The organism is Streptomyces xylophagus (assembly GCF_000716435.1).
GTDB lineage: Bacteria > Actinomycetota > Actinomycetes > Streptomycetales > Streptomycetaceae > Streptomyces > Streptomyces xylophagus.
In genome coordinates this window covers 182,079-197,725 of sequence record NZ_JNWO01000016.1, presented here as the reverse complement: position 1 = coordinate 197,725, position 15,647 = coordinate 182,079, and the positions used below count along the sequence as shown (strand labels likewise).

At 72.0% G+C, this 15,647-nt stretch carries 14 protein-coding genes; 12 read left to right on the top strand and 2 right to left on the bottom strand.

The genetic code is table 11. The features are described 5' to 3' along the window. Positions 1 to 48 precede the first annotated feature (48 nt). Positions 49 to 336 carry a hypothetical protein gene (locus OO70_RS32435; RefSeq protein ID WP_043678992.1) on the bottom strand — a complete coding sequence of 96 codons (288 nt, stop codon included), beginning with the start codon at positions 334 to 336 and terminating at the stop codon, positions 49 to 51. Positions 337 to 390: 54 nt separating this feature from the next. Between OO70_RS32435 and OO70_RS32430 the strand changes: the two genes are divergently transcribed. From OO70_RS32430 to OO70_RS32390, 9 genes are all read left to right on the top strand, one after another. Beyond that, the gene (locus OO70_RS32430) at positions 391 to 1,122 is read left to right on the top strand and encodes a MerR family transcriptional regulator (protein WP_043678989.1); all 732 of its coding nucleotides are present in this window, start codon (positions 391 to 393) and stop codon (positions 1,120 to 1,122) included. A gap of 636 nt (positions 1,123 to 1,758) precedes the next feature. Continuing rightward, positions 1,759 to 3,171: a hypothetical protein gene (locus tag OO70_RS32425; RefSeq protein ID WP_043678986.1), complete on the top strand. Its 1,413-nt coding sequence runs from the start codon at positions 1,759 to 1,761 to the stop codon at positions 3,169 to 3,171. Positions 3,172 to 3,346: 175 nt separating this feature from the next. Further along, positions 3,347 to 3,616, top strand: coding sequence for a hypothetical protein (locus OO70_RS32420; protein WP_043678983.1), 270 nt, complete (start codon positions 3,347 to 3,349; stop codon positions 3,614 to 3,616). After that, the gene (locus OO70_RS32415; RefSeq protein ID WP_043678979.1) at positions 3,616 to 5,877 is read left to right on the top strand and encodes a heavy metal translocating P-type ATPase; all 2,262 of its coding nucleotides are present in this window, start codon (positions 3,616 to 3,618) and stop codon (positions 5,875 to 5,877) included. Before OO70_RS32420 ends, OO70_RS32415 begins: the two co-directional genes overlap by 1 nt. A gap of 252 nt (positions 5,878 to 6,129) precedes the next feature. Further along, complete coding sequence (locus OO70_RS32410; RefSeq protein WP_043678976.1) at positions 6,130 to 6,765, top strand: hypothetical protein; 636 nt, start codon at positions 6,130 to 6,132, stop codon at positions 6,763 to 6,765. A gap of 154 nt (positions 6,766 to 6,919) precedes the next feature. After that, on the top strand, positions 6,920 to 7,552 hold the full coding sequence (locus OO70_RS32405; protein WP_043678973.1) for a sigma-70 family RNA polymerase sigma factor: 633 nt from the start codon (positions 6,920 to 6,922) through the stop codon (positions 7,550 to 7,552). A 95-nt stretch (positions 7,553 to 7,647) separates the two neighbouring features. Beyond that, positions 7,648 to 8,715, top strand: coding sequence for an ABC transporter substrate-binding protein (locus tag OO70_RS32400; RefSeq protein WP_051741849.1), 1,068 nt, complete (start codon positions 7,648 to 7,650; stop codon positions 8,713 to 8,715). Positions 8,716 to 8,717: 2 nt separating this feature from the next. Beyond that, positions 8,718 to 9,785 carry a FecCD family ABC transporter permease gene (locus OO70_RS32395; protein ID WP_043678970.1) on the top strand — a complete coding sequence of 356 codons (1,068 nt, stop codon included), beginning with the start codon at positions 8,718 to 8,720 and terminating at the stop codon, positions 9,783 to 9,785. Beyond that, the gene (locus OO70_RS32390; protein WP_043678967.1) at positions 9,782 to 10,591 is read left to right on the top strand and encodes an ABC transporter ATP-binding protein; all 810 of its coding nucleotides are present in this window, start codon (positions 9,782 to 9,784) and stop codon (positions 10,589 to 10,591) included. Before OO70_RS32395 ends, OO70_RS32390 begins: the two co-directional genes overlap by 4 nt. A 62-nt stretch (positions 10,592 to 10,653) precedes the next feature. Here the strand turns inward: OO70_RS32390 and OO70_RS32385 are convergent, their stop codons facing one another. Then, positions 10,654 to 10,884 carry a heavy-metal-associated domain-containing protein gene (locus tag OO70_RS32385; protein WP_043678965.1) on the bottom strand — a complete coding sequence of 77 codons (231 nt, stop codon included), beginning with the start codon at positions 10,882 to 10,884 and terminating at the stop codon, positions 10,654 to 10,656. Between the two features lie 289 nt (positions 10,885 to 11,173). Here OO70_RS32385 and OO70_RS32380 point away from each other — a divergent pair, with 289 nt between their 5' ends. Genes OO70_RS32380 through OO70_RS32370 form a run of 3 tightly spaced genes read left to right on the top strand, consistent with a single transcriptional unit; the run spans position 11,174 to position 15,605 of the window. Beyond that, on the top strand, positions 11,174 to 12,517 hold the full coding sequence (locus tag OO70_RS32380) for an MFS transporter (protein WP_234336999.1): 1,344 nt from the start codon (positions 11,174 to 11,176) through the stop codon (positions 12,515 to 12,517). Between the two features lie 16 nt (positions 12,518 to 12,533). Further along, the gene (asnB, locus tag OO70_RS32375) at positions 12,534 to 14,351 is read left to right on the top strand and encodes an asparagine synthase (glutamine-hydrolyzing) (RefSeq protein WP_043678962.1); all 1,818 of its coding nucleotides are present in this window, start codon (positions 12,534 to 12,536) and stop codon (positions 14,349 to 14,351) included. A 12-nt stretch (positions 14,352 to 14,363) separates the two neighbouring features. Further along, positions 14,364 to 15,605 (top strand): cytochrome P450 family protein, encoded by a 1,242-nt coding sequence (locus tag OO70_RS32370; protein WP_043678959.1) that lies wholly within the window; start codon positions 14,364 to 14,366, stop codon positions 15,603 to 15,605. The last annotated feature ends 42 nt before the right edge of the window (positions 15,606 to 15,647 follow it).

The following is a 15,647-nucleotide window of genomic DNA, read 5'->3' as shown; positions in this document are numbered from 1 at the left end:
GCAAGGCAGTTACCGGGTGAAATCGATGGGCGCGGCCGGTTGGATCGTTCAGTCCTGACCCCCGTCGCCCGGTGCCGTCAGCAGCCGTTCCAGCTCGCCCCCGGCCTCTTCGTACCCCGCGTCGGAGATCCGTTGCAGCTCGCGCAGATCCCTCGCCGCCACCGCACGCCGGGTGAGCAGGAACCCGGCACGCAGGGACCCTTCGTCCAACAGCTCGCTCAGCTCACCGAGGTCGCCGGTCTCGTCGGCGAGGTCGGCCAGCCGGTCCAGAGCGGTCTCGTTGCCCTCGTCGGCCAGCTCGCGCAGGGTCTCCCGGTCCACATTCGTCTTCGCCATGCCGCCATCCTGCGCCCCTGCCCCAGGGGCAAGGTCAAGTGGGACCATGACCGTGTGATCACCATCGGGCAGCTGGCCGGGTATGTCGGGGTGTCGATCAAGACCATCCGCGTCTACCACGACAAGGGGCTGCTCCCCGAGCCCGACCGCGACGCGTCCGGCTACCGCCGCTACGGCGCGCACGACGCCATCGACCTGATCAAGATCCGCACGCTCGCCGAAGCCGGCGTTCCCCTGGCCCGTATCCGGGACCTGAGATCGGCGGCCGACGAGGAGTTCCAGCAGGCGCTGCGCGAGATCGACGACGAACTCACCGCCCGCATCCACGGCTTGCAGGCGATGCGGGGGCGCTTGCGCCGACTCGCCGCCGGTGAACTGACCCTCCTGCCCACCGAGGTCGGCGCCCACCTGGAGGACCTGGCCCTCTGGGGGTTCACCCCGCGCTGGGTCGACCTGCAACGCGACCTGTGGATCCTCGTGTTCGCCACCCATCCGGACCACGCGATCACCCTGTTCCACGACCAGGCCGAGACCCTGACCGACCCGGCGCTACGACAGCTCTTCCTCGACTACGACCGCGCGCACGACCTCGCCGCCGCCGATCCCCGCATCGACGCCCTCGCCCACCGGATCGCCGAGGCACACCGGGAGCGCTACGGCCCCGACGAACCGCCCGAGTTGGACACGGGCTCCGAGATCCCCGCCCTCATCCAGGGCACGGTCAACGCCTCGTCCCCGGCATGGCGGCGACTCGACACGCTCATCCGCGCCCAACTGGAGCCGTGACCCGGCGCGTTCGGACGCCCACCCCCGGCCGCGTTCGGAAACCAGCCACCGCGCGCCGCGAACTGCGGTGCGGACACTGCCTGTTGCTGCCATAGGGCGGCCTGACCGCACGGTGGCGCACGGACATCGGCATGGGACGCCGATGGCATGCCGTGCGCCGGTGCCCGCCCCTCCGGCAGGCACCCGGCCGCCGGGAGCCGCTCCGGCGGGGGACTCCAGCAACCGTGAGGCCGCCGACACCCGCGCGCCTCCTCGGGGGCCGTGAGGGAATCTAGTACCGGCCAAGCCCGGAACACCCCTGCTCAGCAAGGAATTTGCGGCTCTCATACGGGGCCGGTCCGCGACGGCGTCAAGGTCCCGTCAAGCCCGCCTGAGAACGCGTCAGGAGCGTGTCAACGCGCGTCATTCCCGGCCTGATCCGGTCGCAGACTGATCGGCACGGGGGACGGACGACCGTCCGTGGCGTGGCAGGGAGGGACCGTGACCATCACGGCCGGAACATCGCGGAGACCTCAGCCGGAGGCCGCCGCGCCGCCACAAGGGGAAGCGGTCGTCCCGCCCGGGGGCGACCCCGGTCAGCGGCCGGGAGGGGGGTCGCGGCCGGGCGCCCCGGGGCACCGCCTGCGGCATCGGACCGTGGCCGCGCGGGCCGCTCTGCGCCGCCGCTACTGGGCCACCGTGCCCGCGCGGCTGCGCCTTCTGCGCGCGGCCACGGTCCTGCTCGCCACCGCCCTGGCCGTCCTCCTCACCCTGGCCGGCCTCGCCGCCTCCGGCACCTGGAACACCGTGGCCGGCCGCGACGCACCCCGCACCACCAGCGCCGCCGACCTCGAACTCGCCCTCAACGACATGGACGCCCAGGTCGCCAACCTCCTGCTGTCCAACGGCGACGCGGGCACGGGGCGACTGCAGACGCCGTACGAGAAGGCAACCGGGTTCTACGGCGACTCCCGGGACGAGATCGGGCACGACCTGCGCACCCTCGCCGTGGCCGCGCAGGGCGACCGGGCCGACGAACGGACCGTGGAGTCCCTCACCGACTCCTTCGCCGAGTACCAGGAACTCGTCGGCCGCGCCCTGGAGAACGACGACCACACCGGCGGCAGGACCGCCGCGCTGACCGACTACCGCCGGGCGACCGACCTGCTCCAGCGGCAACTCCTGCCCGAGGCACGGGACTTGGTGTCCTCCAACAACGCCGTGTTCAACTCGGCGTACACGGCGGCCAGTTCCGCGCTCTCCGCCCAGCTCATGGCGGTCGTCGCGCTCGGTGTGCTGCTGCTCGCGGTGCTCGGTCTCCTGCAGTGGTACCTCTCCCGCCGCTTCCAGCGGACCCTGACCCCGATCCTGCTCGCCGCCACCGTCTGCACCCTCCTCGCCGTCCTCCTCGGCACCCAACTGCTCTCCGCCACCAGGGAGAACCTGCACGGCGCCCGCCGCGACGCCTTCGACTCCGTCGTCGCACTCTCCCGCGCCCGCGCGATCGCCTACGACGCCAACGCCGACGAGAGCCGCTACCTCCTCGACCCCCAACGCCGCCCCCAGTACGCGCGGTCGTTCCTCACCAAGTCCCAGGAGCTGTACGGCATCCGGGGCGCGACCCTCGACACCTACGACGCCCAACTCGCCGTCACCTGGCGGGAGTACCGGACCGACCACCAAGACCCACGCTTCACCGGCGAGTTCCGGCGCGAGCTGGACAACATCACCTTCGCCGGTGAGCGGGCCGCGGCAGAGAAGACCGTCGAGACGTACGCCGTCTACCAGCGCGACGACCGCGAGATCCGGGCGCTGCTGGCCGCCGGAAAGGAGCGCGAGGCCGTGGAGTTCTGCATGGGCTGGGAGCCGGGCACGTCGAACGCGCACTTCGAAGCCTGGATGGACGCGCTGGACAAGGTGACCGCCATCAACGAGCGGCACTTCGACGGGTTCGTCGCGCACGGCCGCTCGGACGTCACCCGGCTGCTGCCCTGGGCACTCGGCGCCCTCCTCGCAGCCGCCGCGCTCACCGCCCTCGGACTGCGGCCGCGGCTGGCCGAGTTCCGCTGAGGTGCTTCAGGCCGACCGCCTCCCACCCTCCCTCCAGGCTGCGATCGCCCTTCGCGTGACGCGCGCCACAAATCCGTGCCGGAACTCGGTACCCCTCCCGTCCGACTCCTGAAGTGGTGCGGCTCGATGCCACGTGTTCCGCCCCCTGCCGTACGACGCGAACTGGAGACCGGTGATGGACGACTCCCGACAATCCGACTCGGGCGCCGGCGCGGTGCTCGGGAGACTGGCACCCCCTCCCGCCCTCTGCGGTTTCCTCCTGCTGCTGACGCTGGTCTTCGCCGCCTCGTACGCGGTCGGGTCCGGCGTAGGACCCGTCGCGCCCGGCATGCACGGCACCGGCGTCACCGGGACCAGTAGCGGAAGCAGCGGAAGCAGCCATACGGGAAACACGCAAGACATCGGCGAGATGGGCGAGATGGACATGCACGGCGGAGGCCACTGATGGGCACCGACTCGGCGGCCGTCCTCGTGACGACCGATCTGACCGTCGGCGGCATGACCTGCGCCGCCTGTGTGAGGCGTGTCGAGAAGAAGCTCGGCAAGCTGGACGGTGTCACGGCGACCGTCAATCTGGCCACCGGGCGGGCCCGGGTGAGCCATCCGCCGGAGATCGGCCCCGCGGAACTCGTCGAGGCGGTCGAGAAGGCCGGCTACACGGCGGCCCTTCCCGCGCCGCCGAAGAAGCAGCAACGCGCCGACGGCGACGAGGAGTCCGAGCAGGCGCGGCAGGAGCGGGAGCGGCTCCTCGTCACGGCGGTGCTCGCGGTGCCCGTGCTCGTTCTGTCGATGGTGCCCGGCCTGCAGTTCCGCGACTGGCAGTGGCTGTGCTTCGCACTCGCCGCACCGGTCGCCGTGTGGGGCGCGTGGCCCTTCCATGTGCGGGCGGTGCGCGGGCTGCGGTACTCAGCGGCGACCATGGACACGCTGGTGTCCCTCGGTGTCGTGGCGTCCTTCTGCTGGTCGGCGTACGCGCTCTTCCTCGGGGGCGCGGGCGATCCCGGGATGCGGATGCCGTTCACCTTGGTGCCTTCGGCCTCGGACGGCGTGGCCCACATCTATCTCGAAGCGGCCGTCGGCGTACCGCTGTTCGTGCTCGTCGGCCGTTTCCTGGAGGCGCGGGCCCGGAGCGGCACCGGGGCGGCGCTGCGGTCGCTCGCGCGACTCGCCGCCAAGGAAGTGTCGGTGCGTGAAGACGGTGTCGAACGGCTCGTCCCCATCGAGGAGTTGGGGGCCGGTCAGGTCTTCGTCGTACGGCCGGGCGAGCGGGTCGCCACCGACGGGCAGGTGACGGAGGGCAGTTCGGCCGTGGACCTGTCCCTGGTCACCGGGGAGAGCGAGCCGGTCGAGGTCGGGCCGGGCTCGGCCGTCGTCGGCGGTGCCGTCAACTCCGGTGGGCTGCTTCTCGTACGGGCCACCGCCGTCGGCGCGGACACCCAACTCGCCCGGATCACCCGGCTGGTGACCGAGGCACAGGCCGGGAAGGCGAAGGCGCAGCGGCTGGCCGACTCGGTCGCGGGCGTCTTCGTCCCCGTCGTGCTGGCGTTGGCCGTCGCCGCGCTCGGCTTCTGGCTCGGTGCCGGGGCCGATCCGCAGGCCGCGCTCACCGCGTGCGTGGCCGTGCTCGTCGTGGCCTGCCCGTGCGCGCTGGGCCTGGCGACCCCGACCGCGTTGATGGCCGCGACCGGCCGGGGTGCCCAACTGGGCGTCCTCGTCAGCGGTCCGCAGGCCCTGGAGGGGCTCCGGCATCTCGACACCGTCGTCCTCGACAAGACCGGCACACTCACCTCGGGGCACATGACCGTCGCCCAGTTCACCGCCGTACCGGACGGGCTGGGGAAGGACGCGGTGCTGCGGCTGGCCGGCGCGGTCGAGCGGGGCTCGGAACATCCGCTCGGCCGGGCGATCGTCGCGTACGCCCAACGCGCCCTGCCCGAACGGGCGTTGCCGGACGTGAGCGAGTTCGGCGCCCTGCCGGGGAAGGGGGTGCGAGGCTGTGTCGAGGGGCGGCTGGTCGAAGTCCTCGCCCTGGACGGCGAGTTGCCCGACGCTCTCGCGAATGCCCTGCCCGCCGCGGAGGCCGCCGCGCACACCCCGGTACTGGTGTGCGTGGACGGCGTGACCGAGGCGCTGATCGAGATCGGTGACGTCGTACGCCCCGGCAGCTACCGCGCCGTGGACCGGTTGCGGCGCCTCGGAGTCCGGCCCGTGCTGGCCACCGGCGACCGGGAGTCACCGGCCCAGGCCGTCGCGTCGGCGCTGGGCATCGACGAGGTGCACGCGCGCTGCTCGCCCGAGGACAAGGCGGACCTCGTACGGGAGTTGCAGGAGCGGGGCCACCGGGTCGCCGTCATCGGTGACGGGGTGAACGACGCCGCCGCGCTCGCCCTCGCCGACCTCGGCATCGCCATGGGCACCGGCACCGACGTCGCGATCGGCGCCGCCGACGTGACCCTCGTACGCGGCGACATCGAAGCCCTCGCGGACGCCGTACGACTGGCCCGGCGCACCCTGGCCACCATCCGCGTCAACCTCGTGTGGGCCTTCGGCTACAACGTCGTGACCGTGCCGCTCGCCATGGTCGGCCTGCTCAACCCCATGCTCGCCGCGGCCGCCATGTCGGTCAGCTCGGTGCTGGTCGTCGCCAACAGCCTGCGGCTGCGCGCCTGGCGGCCGACGGGGGCCGCGACCGGGACCGTACGATAGACGTCAGTGCGTTCGCGTTTGCGAATTATATTCAAGGCGCGGGTGGAAACTTCGCCGCCGAGGGGGAAGGGGCTCATCGTCCCGGTGGCGCAAGCGTCCAAGCCCCCTCTCCAGCAGAAGTCGGACGGGATCGCCGTCGAGTTCCCGCCTGTTGTTGTGGCCTGTGTCACACGCTGTGGATTGAGTGTGGTGGGCTGTGGGTTTGCGTACCCACACATGACGGGCGACGCCCTGATGCAAGGATGAGGCGCCATGAGGCCAGGGTGGTGTTCTCGCGCAGTACGGTCCGCGGTGTTCGCGGCTGTCTGTGTGCTGCTCGCTTCCCTGGGCCACGTCATGATGTCCGGGAACCGCGTGCCCGCGTGGGCACTGGCCGCCGGACTCGTCGCGACCGGTGTATCGGGCTGGTGCCTGACGGGCCGTGAGCGCGGGCTCCCGCTGATCGTGACGGTCGTGCTCGCCACCCAGGCGCTGCTCCACTCGGCGTCCTCGCTCGCCCAGTCGGCGTCCGGTGAGACGGCCGCCGCGACCATGAACATGGGCGCGATGCGGGCGGACTCCATGGACATGGGGCACATGGACTCCATGCCCACGGCCGGCTCGTCGGCCGGCGACACGTCCTCGACCGGCATGCTCGTCGCCCACGTGCTCGCCGCGGTGCTGTGCGGGCTCTGGCTGGCCCACGGCGAGAAGGCCGCGTTCCGCATCCTGCGCGCCATGGCCGGCCGGCTGGTGGCTCCACTGCGACTGCTGCTCGCCCTGCCCGCACCCGCGGACCGCCCGCGCGTCCGCCGACGCCGTCTCCCCTCGGACCGCGCGCCGCGACTGCTCCTCCTGGTCCACGCGATCACCTCTCGGGGGCCGCCCGCTCGGACCGCTGTCGTCTGAGACAGCCGGTTCCCCGAGGCCGCCGTGAGGCGTGCCCCGGGCCACGGCCGTACGTCCGCGCAAGCGCCGTAGGGCCGTCTCACCCCACTTCACCGGACCGCCCGCGATTCCGCGTGCCTCGGTCCGGATCACGGATGACTGAGAAGGACTCCAGGTGATCACTCCTGCCCTGCCCGCTGCGCGCGGCAAAGGCGATACGAAGTCGGCATCCCTCGACGAGGCGATCACCGCGTGGGCGCTCGCCGCCCGGAGCGGTGACGCGGACGCGGTCGACCACTTCGTCCGTGCGCTGCAACGCGACGTCCAGCGGTACGTGGCTCATCTCTGCGGCGATCCGCAGGCCGTCGACGACCTGGCGCAGGACACGTTCCTGCGCGCGCTCGGCAGCCTGCACCGGTTCGAGGGCCGCTCCTCGGCGCGCACCTGGCTGCTGTCGATCGCCCGCCGGGCCGTCATCGACAGCTACCGGTACGCCGCCGCCCGGCCCCGCCTGTCCGACGTACCGGACTGGCAGCTGGCGATCGAACTGGCCCAGCCGCTCGACCTGCCCGGCTTCGACGACGGCGTCGCGCTGCTCGACCTGCTGGCCTCGCTGCCGGACGAGCGCCGCGAGGCCTTCGTCCTCACCCAGATGCTGGGCCTGCCGTACGCGGAGGCGGCCGAGGCGAGCGACTGCCCGATCGGCACGGTCCGCTCCCGCGTGGCCCGGGCCCGGGCGACCCTGACGGAGCTGTTGGCCGAGGAGGCCGAACTGACGGCCCCAGCGCGGCAAGGCGTGCCGGTGTAACGCCAAGTGGCGGGAACTCACGGCGAGTTCACCCCGACTACTGGACCGGGTGACGGACGGTCGCCCAAGTACCGAGTGAAACCTGGAGACTTGCGATGCGTTCTCGTGTGTGGGGTGGTACGGCGGCCGTCGTGCTCGGCGGTCTGCTGGCGGCGGGCTGCGGCGACGGGGCGAAGGGGACGGCCGACGTGAGCGCGGGGAAGGCCGTCGCGGGGGCTTACCCGGTGTCCGTCACAGACTGCGCGGGCGCCAGGACCACGTTCTCCGCCGCCCCCAAGAAGATCGTCACCAGCAACGCCTCCAGCCTGGAACTGTTGCTCCGCCTCGGTGCCGGCGACAAGGTGATCGGCACCGGATTCCCGCCCGGCAAGGGCACGTTGACCGGTGCGCTCGACGCGCAGGCGCAGCAGGTGAAGGTGCTCAGCGAGAGCGTGATCCCCAAGGAGAAGCTGCTCGGCTCGGGCGCCGACCTGTACATCGACACGTTCGCGTCGATGGGCGGCATGGGCAACGGCATGGGCGACGCGCCGACCGCCGAGGAGTTCAAGGCGGCCGGGATCAGCCACATCTACCTCAAGTCCACTGCCTGCGCGGCGCAGAGCAAGAGCGCGGTGACCGACCTGTCCGCCGTCGAGGCCGACATCACCTCCCTCGGCGCGGTCACCGGCACGAGCACCAAGGCGAAGGAACTCGTCGCCGGGATGAAGACGAAGGTGGCCGCGGTCCAGAAGGCCGTCGGCGCCACGGCGCAGAGCGACCGCCCGACCTACTTCTTCTTCGACTACGACTCCGGCACCAAGCAGCCCACCGTCGTCTGCAACCGCCAGGTCGCCAATGCGGTGATCACCCTGGCCGGTGCCCGCAACGTCTTCGCCGACTGCGACGCCGACTACAAGCAGGTCGGCTGGGAGGACGTGATCGCCAAGAACCCGGACTGGATCCAGCTCGCGGTCCGCAACCGGGGGAGCGACGCTGCGAACGACAAGGCGTTCACCGAAGCGGAGAAGTGGCTGAAGTCCAACGCGGCGACCAAGGGCCTGACGGCCGTCAAGGAGAACCACTTCCTGCGCATCGGCTCCGAGCCGACCACCATCGCCGGGGTCGAGAACGCCGACACGGTCGAGGAGATCGCCAAGACCCTCTACCCGGGCAAGGTCGGCTGACGGTGGCCTCGTTGCTGGTACGGCCCGAGACGCATCCGGAGTCACGCAGCCTGCGCGCCGGCCCGCTCGCCGTCGTCCTCGCCGTGGCACTGCTCGCGGCACTGACGGCCGCCGTCGCCCGGGGCTCGACGTCCATCCCGCCCGGCGAGGTGTGGAGCGTGGTGTGGCGACGCCTCTCCGGCGAGGCGCCCCGCCCGGGCACGAACGACCTCATCGTCTGGCAACTCCGGCTCCCACGCGCCCTGTTGGCCGCCCTGGTCGGCGCCGGTCTCGGTCTCGTCGGTACGGCCGTACAGGCGCTGGTACGCAATCCGCTCGCCGACCCGTACCTGCTGGGCATCTCCAACGGCGCCTCGCTGGGCGCGGTCGCGGCGATCGTGCTCGGCCTGGGAGCGGGTGGTGCGCTCGGACTCGGGCTGTCCGGCGCGGCCTTCGTCGGAGCGTTGGCCACCTTCGCGCTCGTGTGGGCGATCGCCCGCCGGGGAGGCGGATTCGCCCCGCTGAGGCTGGTGTTGGCGGGAGTCGCGATCGGCCAGTTCCTGTCCGGCTTCACCAGCTACCTCGTCCTCCAGGCGGGGGACGAGCAGCAGACCCACAGTGTGCTGTTCTGGCTCATGGGCAGCCTCAGCGGGGCGAGTTGGCCCCTGCTCGCCGTGCCAGCCGTCGCCGTACCGGCCGCCTGGCTGTGTCTCCAGGCGCGCGCCCGCGCGCTGAACGCCCTGCTCATGGGCGACGAGACCGCGGCCGGACTCGGCGTCGACGTCACCCGGCTCCGGCGCGAACTGTTCACCGTCACCAGCGTGTTGACCGGCGTCCTGGTGGCGGTCTCCGGCGCGATCGCGTTCGTCGCGCTGATGGTGCCGCACGTCTGCCGCCTGGTCGTCGGCGGCGACCACCGCCGACTGCTGCCCCTCTCCGCGCTGTTCGGCGCAGTCCTGCTGGTGGTGGTCGACATCGTCTGCCGTACGGCGATGGACACACAGGAGCTGCCGGTCGGCGTGGTGACCTCGCTGCTGGGGGCTCCGGCCCTGCTGTATCTGCTCGATCGGCGTCTGGGGAGCGACAGTTGAGGATCGACATCGAGAACCTGCATGTCGCGTACGCCGGCCGTACGGTCGTGGCGGGCGCCCGTCTGATGGCGGCCGAGGGCGAGATCACCGGCCTGGTCGGCCCGAACGGCAGCGGCAAGTCCACCCTCCTGCGCACCGTCTACCGGCATCTACGGCCCACGGCCGGACGGGTGTTGCTGGCCGGCACCGATCTGCGGGAGCTGACTCCGGTGCAGTCGGCCCGACATGTGGCCGCACTGCCGCAGGAGCGGGGGAGCGACTTCGAGTTGAGCGTGCGTGAGGTCGTCGCCATGGGCCGCACCCCGTACAAGCGGGCCTTCGCGGGCGAGGACGCCATCGACCGGGACATCGTCGCCCGCGCCCTCGCCGACGTCGGCATGGCCGGCCACGCCGGACGCCGCTTCACGGCCCTGTCCGGCGGCGAACGTCAACGCGTCCTGTTGGCACGGGCGTTCGCGCAGAACCCGGACGTCCTGGTCCTGGACGAGCCGACCAACCACCTCGACATCCGCCACCAGGTGGAGCTGCTCGCCCTGTTGCGCCTCCAGCGCCGTACGACCCTTGTGTCGCTGCACGACCTCAACGCCGCCGCGTCGGTCTGCGACCGGCTGCATGTGCTGCACGGGGGAGCAGTGGTGGCCTCCGGACCGCCGCGCGAGGTGCTCACGCCGGGCTTGATGGCGGAGGTGTTCGGGGTACGGGCGGCGGTGATCGACCATCCGCTCACCGGGGACCCGCTGATCGCCTTCGACCATCGGGCGCCCGCCGAGGCGGAGTTGACCGAGGCGGTGGAGACCGGAGTGTGAGCCGGGACGGGAAGGACGACGGGGGTGGTGCCGTCCTGCCCGTCCCGGCTCGCCCGGTCAGGTCAGGCGGCGACCGGGTCGGCGACGGCGTACCCGGCCTCGACGATGGCGCCGCGCAGCCGCGCGTCGTCGAGGTCCGTGCCGTGCACGGTGACGGCGTTCGCCGCGACGTCGACCACGACCTCACTCACGCCCGTCACCTCGGACACCTCCTCCCTGACGCTCGCCGCGCAGTGTTCGCAGGTCATGCCGGTGACGGTGTAGTGCTTCTGAGCCGCCTGCTTCTGGGCCATGGGGAACTCCTGTTGTCCTGAGGGGTTGTCCTTCAGTAGTCGGCCGGGTGAGGCGCGGAGTTCCCTTCGCCCGCCCGGACATCGCTCACCGCTTTTGCCGGCCGCCGCCCGGGAACTCACCCCGGATTTCCCCCGACTTGTGGGACGAGGCTGCTGTCCGGCAGCCCACCCGTGAGGGGAGGGGCACAGAGGTGACGCACCGAAGTCCCGGTTCGGAACAGCCCGGCCGCATATCCGTCGGCCCGGCCGCCCATCCGTCGGCCCGGCACAGGAGGACCGCTGGCTGCTGGTGGCGCTGGCAGGCGTGCTGTCGTTCATCGCGATGCTCGACATGAACATCGTCAATGTGGCCCTGGCGGACATCGCCGACGGTCTGCACGTGTCCGCCGCGACCGCGCAATGGGCCGTACTGGGTTACCAACTCCCCGTCGTGGCCCTGCTGTTACCGGTCGGCCGCTGGCTGGACGGCGTGGGTCTGCGCGCAGCGGTGCTGACCGCGACCGCCGGCTTCGGTCTGTGCAGCGCGCTTGCCGCCATCGCCCCCTGGGCGGCCTGGCTGATCGCGGCCCGCCTCGCGCAGGGCGCGTTCGGGGCGGTGCTGTTCGTGCTGATGCCGGTGCTCGCGATCCGTTCGGTTCGACCGGAGTCGAGGGCGCGGGCGATGAGCGTGCCCGCGACACTCGGCCCACTGGGCGCGGTCACCGGACCGGCGGTGGGCGGACTGCTGCTCGACCATCTGGGGTGGCGTGCCGTCTTCCTGGTCAAGATCCCGTTCTGCGTGCTCGCCCTCGCCGTCGCCTGGAAGGCGATGCCGAGGGACGGTGGCGGACTGCGCGCACCCGATCGCCGGTCCATGACCGACGCGCTGCTGGTGGCCGCCGGCGTCGCGACCCTGCTTCTGGCGCTGACGCTGGCGGCGGACGACCCAGCCTGGTTGCTCCTCGCCCCGGCCGCCGTACCGCCGCTGTGGCGGTGGTTGCGCGGGCCCGGCGGGCGTCCGGTGACCGGCGTACTGCGCACAACGGGACTGTTCCCGGCCCACGGGGCGGTGCTGAGCCTCGCGGCCGGATTCGCCGCCATGCACTACGTCGTCGCCCTGCACCTCCAGCGCGACGACGGGCTGAGCGCCACAACGACCGGCCTCACCGTGCTCGCCTTCCCGCTCGGCATGGGCCTGGCGGGCCCGTTCGGCGGACGCCTCGCCGACCGGTGGGGTGCCTGGCCCGTCGCGGTCACCGGCGCCGCGCTCACCGCCGCCGGCCTGCTCCTGCTCGTCCCGCTCGGTGGCGGCTGGACGGCGGCGGACGTGGCCTGGCGGCTGGCGCTGGCCGGCATCGGCATGGGGCTGTACGGCGGTCCGACCCAGGCTCTGGTCATGGGCGCCGCCCCACCCGACCGGACGGCGACCCTCGGCTCGGCGATGCAGCTCGCCCGCAGCCTGGGCTTCACCCTCGGCCCGGCCCTGGCCACCACCGCCTGGGCGCTGGCCGGCGGCGCACGGGCGGGGCTCGCCCTGGCCGCCACCGCCGCCTGTCTCGCCGTACCCCTGCTCGCCCTGTCCGGCGCGAGGTCAACGCCCGTGCCCGGCAAGCCCGAGAAGACGACCGACGCGGCGCCCGCCGCCCACCACTGACCCAGGAGTTCTCCTCATGTGTGGAATCACCGGCTGGGTGTCCTTCCATCACGACGCCCGCACCAGGGCCCCGGTCATCGAGGCCATGACCGCCACCCTCACCCCGCGCGGCCCCGACGCCGGAGGCGTGTGGCTCGGCGAGCGCGCCGCGATCGGCCACCGACGCCTGTCCGTCATCGACCTCGTGGGCGGCGTACAGCCGATGACCGACGGGTCCGACGTGGTGCTCAGCTACAGCGGTGAGGTCTACAACCACCACCAACTGCGGTCGGAGCTGCGCGGGTTGGGGCACGAGTTCCGCACCCGCAGCGACACCGAAGTGGTGCTGCGCGCCTACGCCGAGTGGGGCGAGGCGATGGCCGAGCACTTGGACGGCATGTTCGCCTTCGCCGTCTGGGACGAACGCGAGCAGCGACTGCTGCTCGTGCGCGACCGGCTCGGCGTAAAGCCCTTGTACTGGGCGGCAGTTGACGGCGGCCTCGCTTTCGCGTCCGAGCCCAAGGCCCTGTTCGCGCACCCGGAGATACGGCCCCGCGTGGACGCCGACGGCCTCCGGGAGGCGTACAGCCTGGTCTTCACCACCGGGCCGACCGTGTGGTCCGGCGTACGCGAGGTCGAGCCCGGCGGCCTGCTCGTCCTTGACCGGGACGGCATCCGGGAGCGCCGCTACTGGCAGTTGGAGGCGGGTGCCCACGGCGACGACCAGGACACGACCGTCGAGCGGATCCGCGAACTGGTCGGAACGGCCGCGCGCAGCCAACTTGAAGCCGACGTCCCCCTGTGCAGCCTGCTCTCCGGCGGCCTCGACTCCACCGTCCTGACCGCCCTCCTCGCCGACGAACTCCGCCTGCGCGAAGGCCCGGACGCCCGCATCCGCTCGTACGCCGTCGACTACAGCGACCAGGCGGCACGGTTCACGGGGGACGTGCTGCGCACCGGCCACGACACCCCGTACGCCACCGAGGCCGGCGCATTCATCGGCACCGACCACAGCACCGTCGTCCTCGACCCGCTCACCCTGCTCGACCCCGAGCACCGCAAGGCGGTCGTCGTGGCCCGCGACTCGCCGATCGGCGTCGGCGACATGGACACCTCGCTGTACCTCCTCTTCGGCGAGATACGGCGGCACTCGACCGTCGCCCTGTCCGGCGAGGCGGCGGACGAGGTCTTCGGCGGCTACCCCTGGTTCCACAGTCCGAAGGCTCTGGCCGCGAACACTTTCCCCTGGCTCCTGGTGACGGGCGACGAGGCCGCGATGCCGCTCAACCCCGAACTCGACCTGCGCATGGGGGAGTTCCGCGCCGACACCTACCGCACCGCGCTGGCCGCCGTACCGCATCTTGACGACGAGACGCCCACCGAACACCGGCAGCGCGAGATGCAGCACGTCTCCCTGACCCGCTGGCTGCGCCAACTCCTGCACCGCAAGGACCGGTTGAGCATGGCGCAGGGCCTGGAGGTCCGCGTCCCGTACTGCGACCACCGGCTCGTCGAGTACGCCTTCAACACCCCCTGGGCACTGAAGAGTCACGACGGCCGGGAGAAGAGCCTGCTGCGCGCGACCGGTACCGGCCTGGCGCCCGAGTCGGTCCTGTGGCGCCCCAAGAACCACTACCCCGCCACCCACCACCCCGACTACAACCGCGGCCTCCAGAACCTGGCCCGCGACGCCCTCGCCACCGAACAGGTCCGCGCCCTCGCCGACGAGACCCGCATCAAGCCCTGCCTCGACACCCCGCCCGACCAACTGCAGTGGGGCCACCGCCTACGGCTGGAGCGCGTCGTCGACCTCGCCCTCTGGCTCGACCACCACCAGCCCGAACTCGCCCTCTGAGGAGCCTCGTTCATGACCGTCCAAGAGCCCCTGGCCGCCGAGCCCGTACCGCTGATGGGCTGCCCCTACAAGGCCGATCCCTATCCCCTCTACGAGGAGATGCGCGAGGCGGGCCCGGTTCACCGGGTCCTCTTCCCCAGCGGCGTACAGGCATGGCTCGTCACCGGCTACGAAGCCGCCCACTCCGCCCTCAACGACGACCGCCTGGGCAAGAACCACGAGCGCGGAAACGACAGTTGGCGAGCCCGCGCCTCGATCATGCCGGAGCCGCAGCACTCCCAGCTCCAGGTCCACCTCCTCCACCAGGACCCGCCCGAGCACACCCGCATGCGGCGCTTCGTGACCGACGCGTTCACGCCCCGCCGGATCGAGGAACTCCGGCCCCGTTTCCAGGAGTTGGCGGACGCGCTGGTCGACGACCTTCCCTCGTCCGGCCCCGCTGATCTCGTGTCGGGCTTCGCCGCCCGCTTCCCCTTCCAGGTGCTCGCCGAAGTCATCGGCCTGCCGCAGGAGTTGGCGGCCCGCTTCGACCGCGACTGGGGCAAGGTCGTCCAGCCGGTCGGCCCGACAGATCCGGGACGCCCGGTGTACGAAGCCCGCCTGCACGGCCTGCAGAGCTACATAGCCGAGGTCGTCGCCCACAAGCGTGAGCACGGGGAGGACGACCTGCTCAGCCGCCTGGTCGTGGCCCGGGACCGCCGCGAACTGTCCCAGGAGGAACTGGACTCGATGATCTTCCAGCTCCTGGTCGCCGGCCAGGAACCGGTCACCAACCAGATCACGACCGCCCTGATCGCCCTGTTCCGCAACCCGGACCAGCTGACCCGTCTGCGCGCCGACCCGACGCTCCTGCCCCGCGCGGTCGAGGAACTCCTGCGCTACGACAGCGCCTTCGAGCTGACGACCTGGCGCTTCTTCGACCAGGACAGCGACCTGCACGGCACCCAAGTCCCGGCAGGCGACTCGGTGATCGTCTCCCTGTGCGCGGCCAACCGCGACCCGCGCCGCTTCCCGGACCCCGACACCCTCGACCTCGACCGCTCCCCGAACCCCCACCTGGCCTTCGGCCACGGCATCCACTTCTGCCCCGGCGCCGCGCTCGCCCGCGCCGAACTCCAGACCGCGCTCGGCACCCTCCTCGCCCGTCTCCCCGGCTTCCAACTGGCCGTCGCAGACAAGGACATCGAGTGGATCCCGGCCGTCCTGGGCCGCGGCACGAACCACCTCCCCGTCGGCTACGACCGACGCCTCTGACCCGGGCCCCCGGATGACCGGGGCGGGCGAAAGCACCCGCCC